At 37.9% G+C, this 17,165-nt stretch carries 14 protein-coding genes; all 14 read left to right on the top strand.

The features are described 5' to 3' along the window. The first annotated feature begins 7 nt into the window (after positions 1-7). The 14 genes from ACIQYS_RS05185 (at position 8) to ACIQYS_RS05120 (ending at position 17,161) form a co-directional block, all read left to right on the top strand. Positions 8-2,092: an ATP-binding protein gene (locus ACIQYS_RS05185; RefSeq protein ID WP_402975835.1), complete on the top strand. Its 2,085-nt coding sequence runs from the start codon at positions 8-10 to the stop codon at positions 2,090-2,092. After that, positions 2,067-3,443, top strand: coding sequence for a sigma-54-dependent transcriptional regulator (locus tag ACIQYS_RS05180; protein WP_402975833.1), 1,377 nt, complete (start codon positions 2,067-2,069; stop codon positions 3,441-3,443). Before ACIQYS_RS05185 ends, ACIQYS_RS05180 begins: the two co-directional genes overlap by 26 nt. A gap of 232 nt (positions 3,444-3,675) precedes the next feature. Next, a complete protein-coding gene (locus tag ACIQYS_RS05175) occupies positions 3,676-4,770 on the top strand; it encodes an ABC transporter substrate-binding protein (RefSeq protein ID WP_402975831.1) in 1,095 nt (364 codons plus the stop codon). Positions 4,771-4,794: 24 nt separating this feature from the next. Further along, positions 4,795-5,919, top strand: coding sequence for an ABC transporter ATP-binding protein (locus ACIQYS_RS05170; RefSeq protein ID WP_402975829.1), 1,125 nt, complete (start codon positions 4,795-4,797; stop codon positions 5,917-5,919). Then, positions 5,883-6,836, top strand: coding sequence for an ABC transporter permease (locus tag ACIQYS_RS05165; protein WP_402975827.1), 954 nt, complete (start codon positions 5,883-5,885; stop codon positions 6,834-6,836). The genes ACIQYS_RS05170 and ACIQYS_RS05165 overlap by 37 nt, the downstream gene beginning before the upstream one ends. Beyond that, complete coding sequence (locus tag ACIQYS_RS05160; RefSeq protein ID WP_402975825.1) at positions 6,833-7,633, top strand: ABC transporter permease; 801 nt, start codon at positions 6,833-6,835, stop codon at positions 7,631-7,633. The genes ACIQYS_RS05165 and ACIQYS_RS05160 overlap by 4 nt, the downstream gene beginning before the upstream one ends. A 165-nt stretch (positions 7,634-7,798) precedes the next feature. Beyond that, complete coding sequence (locus ACIQYS_RS05155; protein WP_402975823.1) at positions 7,799-9,217, top strand: FAD-binding oxidoreductase; 1,419 nt, start codon at positions 7,799-7,801, stop codon at positions 9,215-9,217. Continuing rightward, positions 9,210-10,502: a (Fe-S)-binding protein gene (locus ACIQYS_RS05150; RefSeq protein ID WP_402975821.1), complete on the top strand. Its 1,293-nt coding sequence runs from the start codon at positions 9,210-9,212 to the stop codon at positions 10,500-10,502. The genes ACIQYS_RS05155 and ACIQYS_RS05150 overlap by 8 nt, the downstream gene beginning before the upstream one ends. A gap of 22 nt (positions 10,503-10,524) precedes the next feature. Beyond that, positions 10,525-11,721 carry an L-2-hydroxyglutarate oxidase gene (gene lhgO / locus ACIQYS_RS05145; RefSeq protein ID WP_402975819.1) on the top strand — a complete coding sequence of 399 codons (1,197 nt, stop codon included), beginning with the start codon at positions 10,525-10,527 and terminating at the stop codon, positions 11,719-11,721. Between the two features lie 189 nt (positions 11,722-11,910). Continuing rightward, positions 11,911-12,564 (top strand): aspartate/glutamate racemase family protein, encoded by a 654-nt coding sequence (locus ACIQYS_RS05140; RefSeq protein ID WP_402975817.1) that lies wholly within the window; start codon positions 11,911-11,913, stop codon positions 12,562-12,564. A 396-nt stretch (positions 12,565-12,960) separates the two neighbouring features. Next, on the top strand, positions 12,961-14,115 hold the full coding sequence (locus tag ACIQYS_RS05135; protein ID WP_402975815.1) for an acyl-CoA dehydrogenase family protein: 1,155 nt from the start codon (positions 12,961-12,963) through the stop codon (positions 14,113-14,115). Further along, positions 14,112-15,137: an acyl-CoA dehydrogenase family protein gene (locus ACIQYS_RS05130; RefSeq protein ID WP_402975813.1), complete on the top strand. Its 1,026-nt coding sequence runs from the start codon at positions 14,112-14,114 to the stop codon at positions 15,135-15,137. Before ACIQYS_RS05135 ends, ACIQYS_RS05130 begins: the two co-directional genes overlap by 4 nt. After that, positions 15,130-15,939 carry an enoyl-CoA hydratase/isomerase family protein gene (locus ACIQYS_RS05125; protein WP_402975811.1) on the top strand — a complete coding sequence of 270 codons (810 nt, stop codon included), beginning with the start codon at positions 15,130-15,132 and terminating at the stop codon, positions 15,937-15,939. Before ACIQYS_RS05130 ends, ACIQYS_RS05125 begins: the two co-directional genes overlap by 8 nt. Positions 15,940-15,976: 37 nt before the next feature. Further along, on the top strand, positions 15,977-17,161 hold the full coding sequence (locus ACIQYS_RS05120) for a CaiB/BaiF CoA transferase family protein (RefSeq protein ID WP_402975809.1): 1,185 nt from the start codon (positions 15,977-15,979) through the stop codon (positions 17,159-17,161). Positions 17,162-17,165: the final 4 nt, after the last annotated feature.

The raw sequence follows: 17,165 nt of genomic DNA, 5'->3' as shown, positions 1-17,165 counted from the left end.
TGTCTGGATGTTACATTCATTTAGACACTTTCATGAAAATAATTCTCTAAAGGAAGTGGGCAAGATCGAACAAAAAAATATCGGAATATTCGGTGTGTTGTTCGTCCTCTATATTGTGGGAATATTTTTTATCAGCGTTCCCACCGCAGTTGCTGTAAAAAAAACATATTATATTGCAGGAGACCGTAATTTACCACCATTCTCATACACAAATGAGGATGGAACACTAAGTGGCATTAGTATAGATATTATGAAGAAAATAGCTAGCGATAATGGGCTTACTTTTAAATATATTCCAATGAGTATAAGTGAAGCTGAAACAGCTCTGAAAAATGGAACAATTGATGCGATTGCTGGCATCACCTATAGTACAGAAAATGATGAGTGGTTTGATTTTTCGGACTCATATTTTACAATGTCTGATTCACTCATCATTCCAAAAGAGAAGGTAGGCACTATTCGATCTATTGCTGATGTTCGGAATCAGCACGTAGTGTTGGAAGAACGTACACCAGTACTCAACATGCTTCTCAATATGCGCAACCCAAATCTAACAATTACAACAAATCAATATGATGGTCTCGAAACATTGCTTAATGGGCAAGCAGATGTGTTTGTAGGGAATAAATGGACAGCAGCTTTCTATTTAAAAGGTTCCCAACAAGAAAAAAAAATCGTAATCCTCGAAGAAGTGATAGAACCAGCTGATTATACAATTGCAGTGAAACAAGGCGAAGAAGCATTGCTTCTAATGGTGAATAATACACTTAATACACTGAAGGCAAAAGGAGAAGTTAATTCTATAATTCATAGATGGTTAATGCCACAATCTGAAGCACAAATCACTCAACTAAAGCATTTCATTTTTCTTCTAAGTCTTGTGTTAATGGCAGGTGCGCTAGGAATTTTCTTCATCTACAAATGGAATCAACGGCTAAAAAAAGAAGTTAATATCCAGACGCATAAACTTGTGAATTTAAATATGAATCTGCAAGAACAACGACAAGTGATTGCTGATAATAATGCCTTTAAAGAACAAGTGTTGAATAATATTGATACAGGTATCGTTACATATGGTCTTAACTTTAAGATAACTAGCTGGAATGCTAAGGCATTGGATGTGCTTGGCCTTTCTGCTAATCACATTGACAACCTTCAAGATTCAACTCTTCTTAACCAACTATTTCACCAATACAGAGTTGGTAATGAACAGCAGGAAGGTTCAATTATCCCCTATATTCGGGAATTTAATGAGGGTACACAGCAAAAGTTAATATCCTACCGCGTAGTCCAAATGTATGATTCGCAAGAAAAGCAGACAGGATATTTACTGTCCATGAACGACGAAACAGAAAAGAAGAAGCTCGAGCATAAACTTAATTCACAGGAGAAGATGCACGCACTTGGACAACTTGTCGCTGGAGTTGCACATGAAATCCGTAATCCTTTAACGTCGATTAAAACTTTCATTGATTTGCTCCCCAGAAAATATGATCAGCCTAAATTTCGGGAATCAATTATTGATCATTTGCCTGCAGAGGTGAACAGGTTGAATAAAATTGTAACCAATCTACTTGATTATTCACGTCCGCGTCCACCTAAAAAGCAAAGATATAATACTGTTGATGAGCTTACTTCATTGCTATCATTTCTTCAAATTACTATAGAGAAGAAACAAATTATCCTTGAACAATTTGTAGAGAAAAATTTAGTTTTTTATATTGATCCACAGCAAATACGTCAGGTGCTCCTAAATTTAATATTAAATGCTATTGATGCGGTTGAGGAGACTGAAGAGAAAAAAATTACAATTAAGATAAAAAAAGAACATGGGAATACAGGGAAAATTACAATAACCGATACAGGGATAGGTATAAGAAAAGAAGATATTAATAGAATATTTGAGCCCTTTTATACAAATAAGGAAAAAGGAATAGGATTAGGTTTATCCGTATCCTACAAGTTGGTTAAAGAAAATAACGGGGATATTCAGGTTTATAGCCAACCCAACCAAGGTACGATATTTATAGTATTCTTACCATTGTTCGAAACGGAGGGGATGAAAAATGAATTCACGGATTTTAATAATTGATGACGAAACTGCTATTTGCGTATCTCTAAGTTTTGCTCTTGAGGACGACTACGATATTACAACGACTACTAATCCGCAGGATGGTATTAACATCATTGAAGAAGGAAATATCGATCTAGTTCTTCTTGATCTTAACTTAGGAATTTACAGTGGGCTTGACATCCTTCAAGAGATTAAGAAAAAAGATCCATCTATTACTGTTATAATGATGACTGCCTATTCATCTATTGAAACTTCCATAGAAGCTATTAAACAAGGTGCCTACTATTATATTGAAAAGCCTATTAATATTGAGGAACTTCAGTTACTTATGTCGAAAGCTCTTGAATTTAAGGGGCTATCGTCCCGAGTTGAAACGTTAACTGAAGAACTAGAACAGAGGCTCGGTTATAAAAACTTTATTGGTAAGAGTAAGGCTATGTATCGCGTTTTTTCGTTGATTGAGCGCATTAAAGACATTGATTCAAGTGTACTAATAATGGGTGAAAGCGGCACAGGAAAAGAGCTAGTAGTTAGAAATATACACAACAGCGGAAAACGAAAAAACGGTCCGTTTGAAGTTGTAAATTGTGCTGCCATTCCTGAAGCGTTACTTGAATCAGAGTTGTTTGGCTACGAAAAAGGAGCTTTTACTGGAGCAACACAGAGAAAACTAGGTAAATGGGTATCCGCTAATGGAGGAACGCTCTTCCTAGATGAAGTAAGTGAGATGCCTTATACGCTTCAAGCAAAATTGTTACGTGTATTACAAGAGCGTGAAATTACACCATTGGGTTCAAATACAAAAATTTCGTTAGATGTACGAATTATAAGCGCTACCAATAAAAAACTGGAACAAATGGTGAGTGAAGGAACCTTCCGTGAGGATTTGTATTTTAGGCTTAATGTCATTCCAATTACAGTTCCTCCTTTAAGGGAAAGAAAAGAGGATTTACCCCTTTTGATAGATTATTTCTTACAAAAGTATTGTTTAGAAATGAATAGAAACAACAAATGTTTTTCTACAGCTGCCTATCGATTTCTACTCGAATATAATTATCCGGGAAATGTAAGGGAACTAGGAAATATTATTGAATATGCAGTTGCATTATCTAAAGATGACAAGATTTTAGATAATGATTTACCAATGTATATTCTGGAACAAAAAGCGGGTCTTTCAACTTCTGTAACCAACGAAGGAGGAGAGGGGATTTATATTCCATTAGGTATTTCAATGAAGGAAATTGAAAAAAAGATGATTGCCGCAACACTAGATTATTATGGCTGGAATCGACAAGATACTGCCAACGCACTACAAATTTCAGAACGCGGTCTTCGTAATAAAATTAATCAGTACGAAATAGAAGAGTAACATAGAAGAAAACGGAAATATATGCCGGCAAACTTTTCCTTGCTAAGGAAAAGTTTGCCGGTTTTTCTTTCATATATCCACATATCTATTTATATGAAGGTTCGGAAAATTGGCACGTTAATTGCATTATAAATAGAAAAGGAAGAAAGGAGGGAAGAAGTATTTATTATAGGAGCCCTATCACTTGTCATACCCCATTAGAAATTCAAAGAAAACAAGGAGGTTTATTAAAATGAAAAAAACTATAAGTATATTTATTATTGCTCTACTTGCTCTGCTTTCCGGATGTGGGAATCCATCTCCTCAACAACCAGGAGGGGCAATTAAATCCTCTGAGGGAGGAGCCAAAGAAATTACGATTGCAGGAAATGGAGGGGTAATTGAAAAAACTATACGCGACGTAATTGCCCCTAAGTACAAAGAAGAAACCGGAATTCAAATAAATTATATAGCTGGCTTATCAGGTGAAATATTATCCAAAGTAGAATTGCAGAAAAATTCTCCACAAATTGATATCGCTATCTTTGTTCCGAACGATGTCTACCGAGCTAAAGACAAGGGTCTTTCTGAAGCCATTGACGAAACTATCGTCACGAATATGAAAAATGTTAATCCACATTTTATAGCTGTTGAAGGTGCAGCTGCGCCAGTTTTTGGTCTTGCAATAGCTCCAGCATACAACACTGAAAGTTTCGAAAAGAACGGAATTAAACCAATAGAGTCATGGAACGATCTAGCTAGTCCTGCATACAAAGGTAAAACAGCTTTTGTTGATATTACAAATGATTGGGGCTTTAACACTCTTAATGCCTTAGCCATGGCAAATGGCGGTAGCACGGACAACATGGAAGCAGGGCTGGAAAAAGCGAAAGAACTTGCGGGCTATTCCACTACATTCTATAAAAACTCGACTCAGGTAATCCCAGCTATCCAACAAGGTGCCGGTGATATTACTGTAATGGGAAGCTACGCGATTGCAGAACTGGCAAACTCAGGAATTCCAATTAAAATGGTCGTACCAAAAGAAGGAGTACCACTTCAAGCATTCAGTGCTACCCTTGTAAAAAATGCACCACATCAAAAAGAAGCGACTGACTTCATAAACTATTTAATTAGTGAGGAAGCACAAGGATTAATAGCAGAAAATGCATTTTATCCAGTTGTCAAAGGGATGAGTCTCCTAGAAAAATTTGAACCTGTTATAGGCCTTAAGGAAACAGATAAAACCTTTGTGCCTGATCCTGCCAAAATGGCAGAAGTCCGTGGTGAGTGGACAGACAGATGGGCTAAGGAGGTTACTCCTGAACTTGGAAAACTACTAAAATAAGAAATAAAAGAGGAGGATAAAACGATGCAAGTTATAAAAGATCCAACGGTACAAGCTATAAAAAATGACGTAGAAATAAAAGGCGCTTTTAAGCAATACGGTTCCAATATCGTGCTAAACGGGATTGACCTGGAAGTAAAACAGGGGGAGTTACTCACCCTCCTTGGACCATCAGGTTGTGGGAAATCAACAACGTTAAACCTAATTGCGGGATTTCTCGAGGCAGATGAAGGCGACGTATATATTAAAGGAAAGAAAGTCACAAAAGTACCACCATATAAGAGAGATTTGGGAATGGTTTTCCAGTCCTATTCCCTATTTCCTCATATGACAGTATATGAAAATCTAGATTTTGGTCTAAAATTGCGAAAGATAGAGAAGTCAGAGAAGGACAGACGTATTGCCCGAACTCTTGAACTCGTAAGGATGTCTGGTTTGGAAGATCGTTACCCTCGGGAACTTTCTGGTGGACAACGGCAGCGTGTAGCTATTTGCCGTGCACTTGTAGTAGAGCCAAAATTACTTTTACTTGATGAACCCTTATCTAATCTTGATGCGAAGTTGCGCCATGAGCTAGGTGCGGAAATTAAGCGCTTACAAAAAGAAATTGGAGTAACGACGATTTTTGTTACACATGATCAGCAAGAGGCACTTTCCCTTTCTGATCGGGTTGTTGTAATGAATCAAGGCAAAATAGAACAAGTCAGCACTCCTACTACAATTTATAATCATCCACGTTCCGAATTTGTCTATCAGTTTATCGGTAAATCGAATAGTTTTGAAGGTACTATCATGGCAGTAGAGAATAGAGAAATCGCTGTAAAAGTGAATAATGACATAATGCGAGTAAATATAGATAATATCATGGGCGACGATCATTCTTGTCATTCTGGAGATGCTGTTAAGCTATACATTCGGCCTGAGAAGATACAAATCTTCTCAAAGGCTACTGCTTCACAGAAACCATCAAATTTCTACAAAGCTAATATATCTCAGTTGAACTATCTCGGTACTTCATGGGATATAGATGTGATGATGTATGGGGAATCATACCAAATATTGACTTATGCTATTGACTCTTCTTGGCAGCAGGGAAAAGAGGTGTATATCGGATGGAATCCATCAGACATGATGCTGGTCAAGAAATAACACAACATACAGAAATAACAAACCATACACAGCCACCAAGACAACATAGAAACAAGAAGAGTAAATGGAGAAATCCCGGTCTTCTTCTCCTTCTTCCAATTCTATTGTTTCTTGTTAGTTTTTTCGTTGTACCGATGCTCTATATTTTATATTTAAGTTTTATTGATACAGATGATTTAGGTGGAGCTGATGCAGTATACAGCTTTAAAAACTATATTCAGTTCTTTACTGATAGTTACTATCTATCATCATTATGGTTAACGGTGAGAATCAGTCTTTATACAGTAATCGTTTCGCTACTCCTTGCTTATCCGGTTGCGTTGACGATGGCAAAAAGTACGCCGCGAGTTCGAGGTTATATAGCTTTGCTAGTAGCCTCACCACTATTAGTTAGTATTGTTGTTAGAAATTTTGGTTGGTATCTCCTGTTATTACCGAATGGTACTGTAAATAATTTCCTAGTTTCAATTGGGATAATCAAGGCTCCACTTAATCTATTATTTTCTGAGATCGGGGTTGTCATAGGTCTGTCAAACGCTTATTTACCTTTTATGATACTTACAATTGCTACAAGTTTATATGGTGTGGATCCTGATCTGGAGAAGGCTGGAGCTATTCTGGGGAGCAGTCCTATTCGCAGCTTCTTATCAATTACGCTACCACTTAGTCTACCTGGTATCGTAGCAGGCTGTGTCCTTGTGTTCAGCCTTTCAATGAGCTCCTACGTTACACCAGCCTTAATGGGAGGAGCAAACGTACCGGTAATGCCAGTCGTAGCATACGATCAAATCAACAGTCTATTGCGTTGGACTTTCGGTTCGGCTGTTTCATATGTCCTACTAGCAACTACGCTTATTTCGGTATTCATCTTTACACGTGCCTTTGAATTAGGTAAATATAAGGAGGTATTCCGATGATAAAAAGTCTTGGGCGACTACGCTTAACGGTTGCAGTCATCAGTATTATTTATATTTTAATTCCACTTCTTGTAGTTATCCCTGCTTCCTTTACAAGTGCAAATTATCCAAGCTTTCCGGCACAGGGATTTTCTTTTATGTGGTATACCAAGATATTAGAGCGTCCTGAATTTATAGAAGCGCTCGGAAATAGTGCGAAATTTGCACTTATGGCAGCTTTATTTTCAGTTATATTTGGCACATTAGGTGCACTTGCTATTGCCAAGTATGAAATACCAGGAAAATCCTATATTACAACGCTATTGACAGCTCCTTTGAGTGTACCGCAACTCGTTCTCGGTATAGCACTACTAATATATTTTACACCGATGATGCTTGCTGGCACACCAACTGGTTTTTTAATTGCTCATATAATCATTTGTATTCCTTATGTTATCCGACTCGTACTAACTGGTCTTAGCGGATTCGATTACAATCTTGAGCGAGCAGCAACTATTCTTGGTGCAAATCCGCTAGTTGTATTTTGGAAGGTGACGCTGCCACTAATACGTCCAGCGATTATATCGGGAGGATTGTTTGCTTTCCTTACGTCATTTGATAATGTAACTGTTTCTCTATTTATGGTTTCATCTACCATGCGAACGCTACCTCTAGAGATTTTTTCACATATGCAGGATGCGTATGATCCATTAATAGCATCTGTTTCTAGTGTGGTAATCTTTATTTCTGTTATTTTGATTCTTATTCTTGAAAAATTACAAGGGGTTGGAAAGGCATTTGGGGGGCCAAGTTCTTAATCATCAAATATACAGTGAAAAAGTGGAGTACATGTCAAATCCACCAGATAACATCTCACTTTTGGAAAATTGTTGCTCGGTTTTACAAAACGCTGCAAGCTAATCTTATTTCCTTCGCCAATTGATTAGATTAGTTTGCCTTAAATCATTCGAGGAGGAAAGAACATGAATGCGCTTAGAGATACCATTATCGAAAAGCTCATTGAAGCAATCGGTGATCCATTAAGAGTATTAACAGAGATACATGATTTGTTTAGTTATTCGTTCGACGCTTCTTTTGGCGTTTACAAACCTGATTTTATTTGCCAACCAATGGCAACTGTTGAAGTTGTAGAAATTATAAAATTGGCGTCCCAGTACGAAATACCAGTCACCGCAAGAGGAACAGGTACAAGTTTAAGCGGTGGCCCACTTGCTATCAAAGGTGGAATTATGCTTGACTTCTCTTTGTGGAATACAAAGCTCGAAATTGATCCAGATAATTTAGTCGCAGTTGTTTCACCGGGTGTTATTACTGCGAAGATTAATGCAAAAGCTGAGGAATTTGGACTGATGTATCCACCTGACCCGAGTAGCGCTCATGTATCAACAATCGGTGGAAATCTCGCTGAAAATGCAGGAGGCCCAAGAGGGTTGAAATACGGTGTGACGAAAGACTATGTACTGGGTCTTGAAGTGGTAACTGCACAAGGAAAGGTGATTCGAACAGGCGGACAGACTGTGAAAAATGTAACGGGATATGACTTAACAAAGTTAATTGTTGGTTCTGAAGGGACACTTGGAGTAATTACGGAAGCAACCTTGCGACTTATACCGAAACCAATGGCTACGAAAACAGCTATGGTTTTATTTGATGAAATTGTAGATTCCGGACGTGCCATTTCTAAAGTGCTTCGTTCAGGAATTATGCCATCGAAGATGGAAATAATGGATCAGCATTCAATTATTGCTGTGGAAGAATATGCTTCTCTTGGATTGCCCACTGATGTTGAAGCGATTCTCTTGATCGAATTGGACGGACACCCAATTGCCTTAGAAGAAGAAATGGCGCGCGTGGCAGAAGCTTGTATGATGGTCAATGCAAGACATGTGCAAGTGGCAAAGGACAATGAAGAAGCCCAACAATTATGGCAGGCCAGAAAACTAGTTTCCCCTGCCATCGTAAAAGTAAAGCCTACAAAAATTTCGGAAGATGCAACGGTTCCCCGAAGCAAAATCCCAGAAATGTTTCAACGTCTTAAAGAAATTAGAGAAAAATATAATGTTCATCTCGTCGTATTTGGTCATGCGGGAGATGGCAACTTGCATCCAAATATTATTGCAGACCAACGTGATGAAGAAGAGATGCGCCGAGTCGAACAGGCAGTCGAAGAAATCTTTGAAACAGCAGTCGAACTGGGTGGAACATTATCTGGCGAACATGGAATAGGACTTATGAAAGCGCCATTCATGGAAATGGAGTTGGGAAAAGACGGATTACACATGATGAAGCTAATTAAAGATGCATGGGATCCACAAAATATACTAAATCCCGGAAAAATATTTCCAGAACCGGGGCAAAGGTTTGAGTTGCGAAATGATTGATGAAAAAGATTTAAGAAAAAAACTTGCTTATGACGAAACTTTTAGTTGTGTTCAGTGTGGATATTGTTTACCGGCATGCCCCACATACATTTCTTTTGGGAAAGAGACACATTCCCCGAGGGGCCGAATCAATCTTGTAAAGATGGCCGCGGAAGGGAAAATTTCAATTCATGATATGGCAAATCCAATTGACCTCTGTTTAGGTTGCCGTGCTTGTGAAACCGTTTGTCCTACGAATGTTAAATACGGAAAAATTCTTACATCCGCTGTCAACGTATTAGCCGATTATAGGGATAAAGACAGAAGTCGCAAGACAAATGCAATAAGATCTCTTATATTTCATCATACATTACCAAATAAAAGAGTATTAAAATTGATGGGACAAGGTCTTTATATTCTTCAAAAGACAAAAATTATTAATGGCATTAGGAAATCTAATGTACTATCAGTGCTCCCTTCAGCAATCAAACGTATGGAGTCAATTACACCTGTTGTTAAACTTCCATTAAAGAGAAAAAGTATGCTTTCTACTAAAAAGAATTCTCCACTTTTACGTATTGGCTATTTTCCAGGATGTGTGATGGATACGTTCTTTGCTAATATTAACGACCTTGCGATTAAACTACTAGAAGCAGGTGGTTGTGAAGTTATCACGATTAAAGAACAAGGGTGTTGTGGAGCACTCCAACATCATGCCGGTGATAGTAATCAGGCAGTTACACTTGCAAAAAAGAATATTGTAGCTTACGAGAACTATGAACTTGATTTTATCGTAAATTCGATAGGTGGTTGCGGTGCTGCACTTGTTGAATATCCTTTGTATTTTGATGAAAAAGATCCGTGGTTTGAGCGGGCAACAAATTTTAGTGAAAAAAATAAAGATATTAGCGTTCTTTTGTCAAAGTTAGAATTGCCATTCAAAAAAAGCATTCACAAATCCGTATCTTATCAACCATCTTGCCATTTAACGAATGTCCAACATATTGTGGATGAACCTTTGCGATTGTTAAAACAAATTCCAGGCATTACGTATACGGCAATGGAGCAAAAAGATATGTGCTGTGGGTCAGCGGGAATATATAATATTGTTCATCACGAAGAATCGATGCTTGTTCTTGATAACAAGATGAAAAATGTAAAAAAAATTGTACCTGATGTGATTGTTACCACAAATCCAGGTTGTCATCTCCAGATGTTATTAGGTGTGCAGCGTGAAGGCTTGCAAGATAAAATTAAGGTTGTCCATCTTGTAGAATTCATCGCTGAAGCCTGTGAGATTAACTAAAGCAATAAAGGGGGCCAGGCATTTGAATGATTATCTTATTATCGGCGGAGGAATTGTAGGTTTGGCAGTAGGGATGACAATTCTTGAAAGAAATCCTAACGCGAAACTCGCAATACTAGAAAAAGAATCAGAACTTGCACTGCATCAAACGGGACATAACAGTGGGGTTATTCATTCTGGAATTTATTATAAACCGGGGAGTTATAAAGCGAAGTTTGCAAAAGCCGGAAGTGAAAGTATGCGGGCTTTTTGCGAAACAAACGGAATTCCCCATGACATTTGTGGAAAAGTTATTGTTGCAACGAATCCAAAAGAGTTACCAGAACTTGAAAAACTTTATAATCGAGCCCTTCAAAATAAACTTGAAGTCAGAAGATTAAATAAAGAGGAATTACTTGAAAAAGAACCCCATGTAAATGGAATCGAAGCAATTCATCTTTCAACAACAGGAATTGTTAATTATAAAACCGTTGCAGAAAAAATGGCAGAGATTATTCGAAGTACCGGCGGATTAATTGAAAATAATGCAGAAGTGAAAGCAATTGACGAGCAACCGAATGAAGTAACAGTTGAAACAACAAATAAAACCTACAAAGCAAAGTTTCTTATAAATTGCACCGGATTACATAGCGACAGAATAGCAAAAATGGCCGGCTATGTAATAGATATGAAAATTTTTCCTTTTCGCGGTGAATACTTCAAACTTAAGAAAGAAAAAAGATCGCTTGTTAAAAACCTCATCTATCCCGTACCCAACCCGAACTTTCCATTTTTGGGCGTACATTTCACAAGGATGATTGATGGAGAAGTTGACGTTGGTCCAAATGCAGTACCAGGATTTAAAAGAGAGGCATATAAAAAAACGTCATTTAATTTAAAAGACTTTGGAGAAATGATTACATATTCAGGCTTTTGGAAGCTAGGATTGAAAAATTCAAAGGAAGGCTTGGAAGAAATCGTTCGATCCGTGAGTAAAAAAAGATTTGTTGAGAATGCACGTATTCTTATCCCTGATATTTCGGAAGATGACTTGATTGCTGCACCAGCCGGCGTGCGCGCACAAGCACTTAAAAGTGATGGTAGTCTTGTGGATGACTTCTTCATCGTAAATGGCCAGAGTAGTGTTCATGTATGTAATGCACCTTCCCCAGCCGCAACGGCGGCACTAGAGATTGGAAAAGAAGTTGTGAATAAAATTGAACAGATTGAAAAACGTTAAAGATTTCTAGAATTTTATGAACTAGTGTCATTGGAGTTAACGATATAATACTAACAAAAATAGGTATATACCTTTTCTCATTCGAAAAATCTAATCGATGGTTTAAGTAACTTCGGAGAACTTGTTTCGTTTTGAGGATATGCTTTAGACAACTCAGATTAATAAAACCATAGATTTAGGGGGGAATTTATGAAAGTCGGATTAATTCACGCTACAACGACCGCATTAAAACCTATAGAAAAAGCGTTCAATAATGAAGCGCCTGACGTTCAACTTCTACATTTCATGGATACGGGCTTGTTCTCTATGATCGAAAGTAGTGGCTCGCTTACACCAGAAATTATTAGAAGATTTTCATTACTGATTAATTTAGCTGTCCAATCAGACGTAGACTGCATTTTGCTTACTTGCTCTGCATTTAACAATGTAACAGATATTCTTCAACCTCTATATCCCGTTAAGTTGTTCCGTTCTGATGAAGCTATGCTCGATGAAGCACTAAAATATGAGCGGATTGGTTTAGTATCTACAGTTAGAGAAACCCCAATTGCCTTACTTAGTTATATAACAGAAAGGAATCCTGAAATTTTAGTGGAGTCTCTAGTTGAACCGGGACTTATTCATCTACTTTCATTAGGTAAGAAGGATGAACATGATGAAAGGATACGGAAAATGGTTCATCAAGTAGAAGCAAAGGTAGATGTAATTGTCCTCTCTCAATATAGTATGGCTCATATCGCCGATCAGCTAAATACGACTGTTCCTATTCTTACAGCTCCAAGAGCTTCGGCTAAAAGATGCTTAGGTTATTTACAATCTCTCCCAATAAATATAAGTAATTAACCTTGGGCATTTGAGACTTTTAATCTTTGTAAATAGCAATAGAGAATCATTCCTTATTTGTGTATTCACTACAAATGCATACTTAAACTAGAATGATTTTCTTTTGTTTATTTACCTTCAATTATTCAAATTTAATTTGAAATCTCGTTATTCTACCAACTTGTACTATTTATAAGTATTGATAAGGATGCTTATCGATACTTTGGAAAGAAAACTAATTTTTCCATCCTTTAAGCATCCTTAGATTAAATATGTCGAAAGACGAAATGAATCAATTATGATGCTTTTAATTTTCTATAAATTCAGAATTGACAATTAAATTATCATTCTATATTATGTGATTAGTTACCATTAAAGAATAACTATTACCGTATATCGGTAAAAGGGGAGATAATAATGAAGCAATTACAACTTCCGGCATTTGAATTTACAGAAAAACAGAAAGAATTCCGACAGATAGTTCGCTCTTTTTTAAAAGAAGAAAAGGCAAAAGGGAGTTTTGAAACGCATGCGGATTCTTGGTTAAGTGGTTACAGCTCTGAATTTTCCAAGAAACTTGGCCAACAAGGATGGATTGGAATCACTTTCCCTAAGAAATACGGAGGACAGGCAAGATCTTCAATCGATCGTTACATCATCACGGAGGAATTACTAGCAATAGGTGCTCCTGTTGCATCTCATTGGTTCGCTGATCGTCAGACAGGACCGTTGCTGTTAAAATTCGGTACAGACGAGCAAAAAGATTTTTTTATCCCGAAAATTATAAAAGGGGAATGTTATTTTTCTATAGGGCTTTCTGAACCAAATTCAGGTTCTGACCTTGCTTCACTGAAGACAAGTGCCAAGAAAGTAGAGGGTGGATGGATAGTGAATGGTATGAAGACATGGACATCAGGTGCACATCATTCACATTATATGATCACCTTATGTCGTACTACTCCACAGGATCCGAATAAGCGCCACCATGGGATGAGCCAGTTAATCGTTGATTTAAAGTCTGAAGGAGTTAGCATTCGTCCAATTCAGTACTTAACAGGTGATCACCATTTCAATGAAGTTTTTCTTGAAAACGTTTTCGTTCCTGATAATCGAGTAGTTGGGAAAATAGGAGAGGGATGGGCACAAGGAATGACGGAACTAGCTTTCGAAAGAAGTGGTCCAGAACGAATTTTGAGTACATTTCCATTACTTGAGGCTGCTATCGCCTTACTAAAAGAAAAAAAGGATCATCTAGGATTGATGGAAGCCTCAAAACTAGTTAGCCGAATGTGGTATCTTCGTAATATGTCAGCTGGGATAGCAGCTCTATTAGAAGAGAAAAAAGATGTTAATTTGGCAGCAGCCCTCGTTAAAGATTTAGGAACTAATTTTGAACAGCATGTGGCAGAAGTGATTCGATTATTGTTACCAACACTACCTGATAAGCGGTCCACTGATGAATATACTCGTTTACTAACCGAATCTATTCTCCATGGTCCAGGATTTACTCTTCGCGGGGGAACAACTGAAATCATGAGAGGTATTGTGGCGAAAGGGGTGGTTTATGCATGAGTGAAATGAAATCGTATATTGAAGGTACAACGGAAAAAATTTTAAAAGTCTTATCGACAAAAGAACAGCGTGAACGATTCGAAGAAGGGGAATGGAATGTGCCATTATGGCAAGCGATACAAGAGGCTGGATTGACACTCCTTAGTATTGATGAAGAAAAAGGAGGGGTTGGTGGTGACTATGAAGATGTGTTTGCTATTTTACGCATTGTCGGAAAGTATGCAGCTCCTATTCCTTTAGCAGAAGTAATTTATGCCAATCAGTTCATAGCGAATCATGAAGGAGAAGTTGAACCTAAGCTACGAGTCGTACATTTTGAAAATGGAAGTGAAGAGGAACTAAAATACGTCCCGTTTGCTCGATATGCAGATGAAGTAATTGTGATATCAACAGAAGGCTATAAGGTAGTTAACCTTGCTTTAAATGAAATTAGTAGCAACAAGGAAAATATTGCTGCTGAACCCCGAGACACTGTAAAGGTAATACAGCGATTAGAGAACAGAAAATTAAATACTACATCTGAAGAAGCTCTAGAAGATTATACAAACTTCTTAGCACTTAGCCGAGTTGCGATGATGGCTGGGGCGATGGAAAGTGTATTAGCATTATCTATTTTTTACTCCAAAGAACGTCAACAGTTTGGACGCTCTCTATACAAATTCCAAGCAATTCAGCAACACTTAACTGTAATGGCCGGTGAAACTGCTGCAGCAAATGCAACTTTAGCTGTAACGAGCGCAACATATCAGACAGATGTAGGAAAAGAGCAAATAGCAATGGCGAAAATTGAGCTTTCAGCAAATGCAAATTTAGTAGCAAAGGCTGCACACCAGTTACATGCAGGAATAGGGATGACCTATGAACATGAATTGCATCATTTTACGAGACGTCTGTGGGCATGGCGTGAAGAAGGTGGAAATGAGACATATTGGGCAGATCAGTTAGCTACGATGTACCTCGCACGTGAAGAAACAATTTGGGAATCGATTACTCAAGTCAAAGGAGCGGAAGTTCATGTCTGATTTACTATTTGAAGTAAATAATAAAGTTGCAAAAATCACTTTAAATCGCCCAGAGGCTTTAAATGCATTTAGTGGTGAAATGTTAGATTTATGGATTGATGCACTTGAAAAAGTACGTGATTCAGATGAAATATCTGTGTTGATTGTTCAGGGAGCAGGAAAAGGCTTCTGTTCTGGTGGGGATATTAAAGAGATGATTGCGGGCAAGGGATTTTATAAATCAGAAAAAGATAATATTTCAAATGGAATTAGGAGAAAAAATTCGCTTTGGAAAAAAGTACAACGAATTCCACTTCTATTAGAAGAAATTGATAAACCAGTGATTGCAAAAGTGCATGGAGTAGCTTTTGGTGCAGGACTTGATATGGCTCTGATGTGTGATATTCGCTTTGTGGCCGAGTCAGCTAAACTATCTGAAAGTTATATTAAAGTCGGATTAGTCCCTGGAGATGGAGGGGCATACTTTTTGCCTCGACTTGTAGGGCGAGATATGGCGTTGCATATGTTGTGGACGGGAGAAGTTTTAACGGCTAAGGTAGCGAAAGAACGAGGACTAATTACATTTGTAGTTCCAGATGAGGAACTAGAACGAACGGTCGATGATTATGCGGAAAAATTGGTAAGTGGCCCTCAGCTTGCAACTCAGCTTATTAAACGGGCAGTATATCAGAACAGTGAAATGACTTTACGCTCATCACTAGATTATATCTCATCGAAAATGGCCTTCGTGATGGAAGAAGAGGATCATAAGGAAGGTGTGCAGGCGGTCATGGAGAAAAGAAAACCGGAATTTGGAAAGTAGGAGATTAGGAGAAAACTATGAAAAGGGGTGTAGTAAAATGATTCAACCTTTACATGATATACGAGTATTGGATCTATCACGTGTTTATGCAGCTCCTGCTGGTGCCATGATATTAGGAGACTTGGGAGCAGACGTTATTAGAATAGAGCCGCCCGGTGGTTCTGATAGTATGAGGGATTGGGGACCTTTTTTAAAGGGAGAGAGTACCTATTATTTAAGTGCAAATCGCAACAAACGATCTGTCACTCTAGATTTGAAGTCAGAAGAAGGGAAGCTACTTTTCTTTGATCTAGTTGAAAAATCAGATGTAGTTATTGAGAATTTTAAAGCTGGAACAATGAAGAAGTTAGGTATAGATTATGACGTGTTAAAGGAGAAAAAACCGGGAATTATTGTGTGTTCTGTCACTGGATTCGGGCAAACAGGACCACTTAGCGAATTACCAGGTTTTGACCCTGTTATCCAGGCAATGAGTGGGTTAATGGATGTGACTGGTAGTCCCCAAGATGTTGCAACAAAAGTAGGTATACCGATTGCTGATATTATCACCTCTGTGTATGTTGCTCTTAGCGTGGTAACTGCGATTCGTCAGCGAGATATGTCAGGTGAAGGGCAATATATTGATCTTTCACTACTTGACGTTCAAGTTGCAAGCATGGCTAACGTTGCAAGTGCATATTTGAACACAGGAATGATTTCAGAGAGAAAAGGAAATCAACACAATAACGTGGCACCTTATCAAGTATTCCAAACCGGAGACTTCGCTATTATGATTTGTGCTGGTAATGACGGGTTATTTAGGAAGTTTGCTGCCGCGCTTGGTCACCCAGAATGGGGTAATGATTCACGATTTATAACAAACAATGACCGAAAAAAATATGAAAATGATTTGGTGATTTTAATAGAGGAAGTATTGAAAAAGAAAAAATCTGACCAATGGGTAGATATTCTTTCTGATGCCAAAGTCCCGGTTGGGCGCGTGAATAATATTCAGCAAGCATTAGATCAAGAACAAATAATTGCTCGTGGAGGCATTGAAAACTTGTTACACGAAGTAGGTGAAGTAAAACTGCTTGCCAGTCCTTTAAAACATAGTGGACTTAATGTGAAGACAAGAATGGCTCCTCCAACATTAGGTCAGCATAATGAGGAAGTATTTCAGGAACTTCTTGATTTGAAAAAAGAGGGAGTAGCAATATTTAAAGAAAATAATCTACTATAAAGGG

Source organism: Psychrobacillus sp. NPDC096426 (assembly GCF_044762745.1).
Lineage (GTDB): Bacteria > Bacillota > Bacilli > Bacillales_A > Planococcaceae > Psychrobacillus.
The sequence above is the reverse complement of the archived record's forward strand: the minus strand, read 5'-3'. Positions and strand labels throughout refer to the sequence as shown.

Bases quoted from the DNA above. Each gene is read 5' to 3' on its own strand.
- ACIQYS_RS05130 (WP_402975813.1), top strand. From the start codon at position 14,112: ATGAGTGAAATGAAATCGTATATTGAAGGTACAACGGAAAAAATTTTA.
- ACIQYS_RS05140 (WP_402975817.1), top strand. From the start codon at position 11,911: ATGAAAGTCGGATTAATTCACGCTACAACGACCGCATTAAAACCTATA.
- ACIQYS_RS05175 (WP_402975831.1), top strand. From the start codon at position 3,676: ATGAAAAAAACTATAAGTATATTTATTATTGCTCTACTTGCTCTGCTT.
- ACIQYS_RS05155 (WP_402975823.1), top strand. From the start codon at position 7,799: ATGAATGCGCTTAGAGATACCATTATCGAAAAGCTCATTGAAGCAATC.
- ACIQYS_RS05135 (WP_402975815.1), top strand. From the start codon at position 12,961: ATGAAGCAATTACAACTTCCGGCATTTGAATTTACAGAAAAACAGAAA.
- ACIQYS_RS05165 (WP_402975827.1), top strand. From the start codon at position 5,883: ATGGAATCCATCAGACATGATGCTGGTCAAGAAATAACACAACATACA.
- ACIQYS_RS05170 (WP_402975829.1), top strand. From the start codon at position 4,795: ATGCAAGTTATAAAAGATCCAACGGTACAAGCTATAAAAAATGACGTA.
- ACIQYS_RS05125 (WP_402975811.1), top strand. From the start codon at position 15,130: ATGTCTGATTTACTATTTGAAGTAAATAATAAAGTTGCAAAAATCACT.
- ACIQYS_RS05185 (WP_402975835.1), top strand. From the start codon at position 8: ATGTTACATTCATTTAGACACTTTCATGAAAATAATTCTCTAAAGGAA.
- ACIQYS_RS05160 (WP_402975825.1), top strand. From the start codon at position 6,833: ATGATAAAAAGTCTTGGGCGACTACGCTTAACGGTTGCAGTCATCAGT.
- ACIQYS_RS05150 (WP_402975821.1), top strand. From the start codon at position 9,210: ATGATTGATGAAAAAGATTTAAGAAAAAAACTTGCTTATGACGAAACT.
- ACIQYS_RS05120 (WP_402975809.1), top strand. From the start codon at position 15,977: ATGATTCAACCTTTACATGATATACGAGTATTGGATCTATCACGTGTT.
- ACIQYS_RS05180 (WP_402975833.1), top strand. From the start codon at position 2,067: ATGAATTCACGGATTTTAATAATTGATGACGAAACTGCTATTTGCGTA.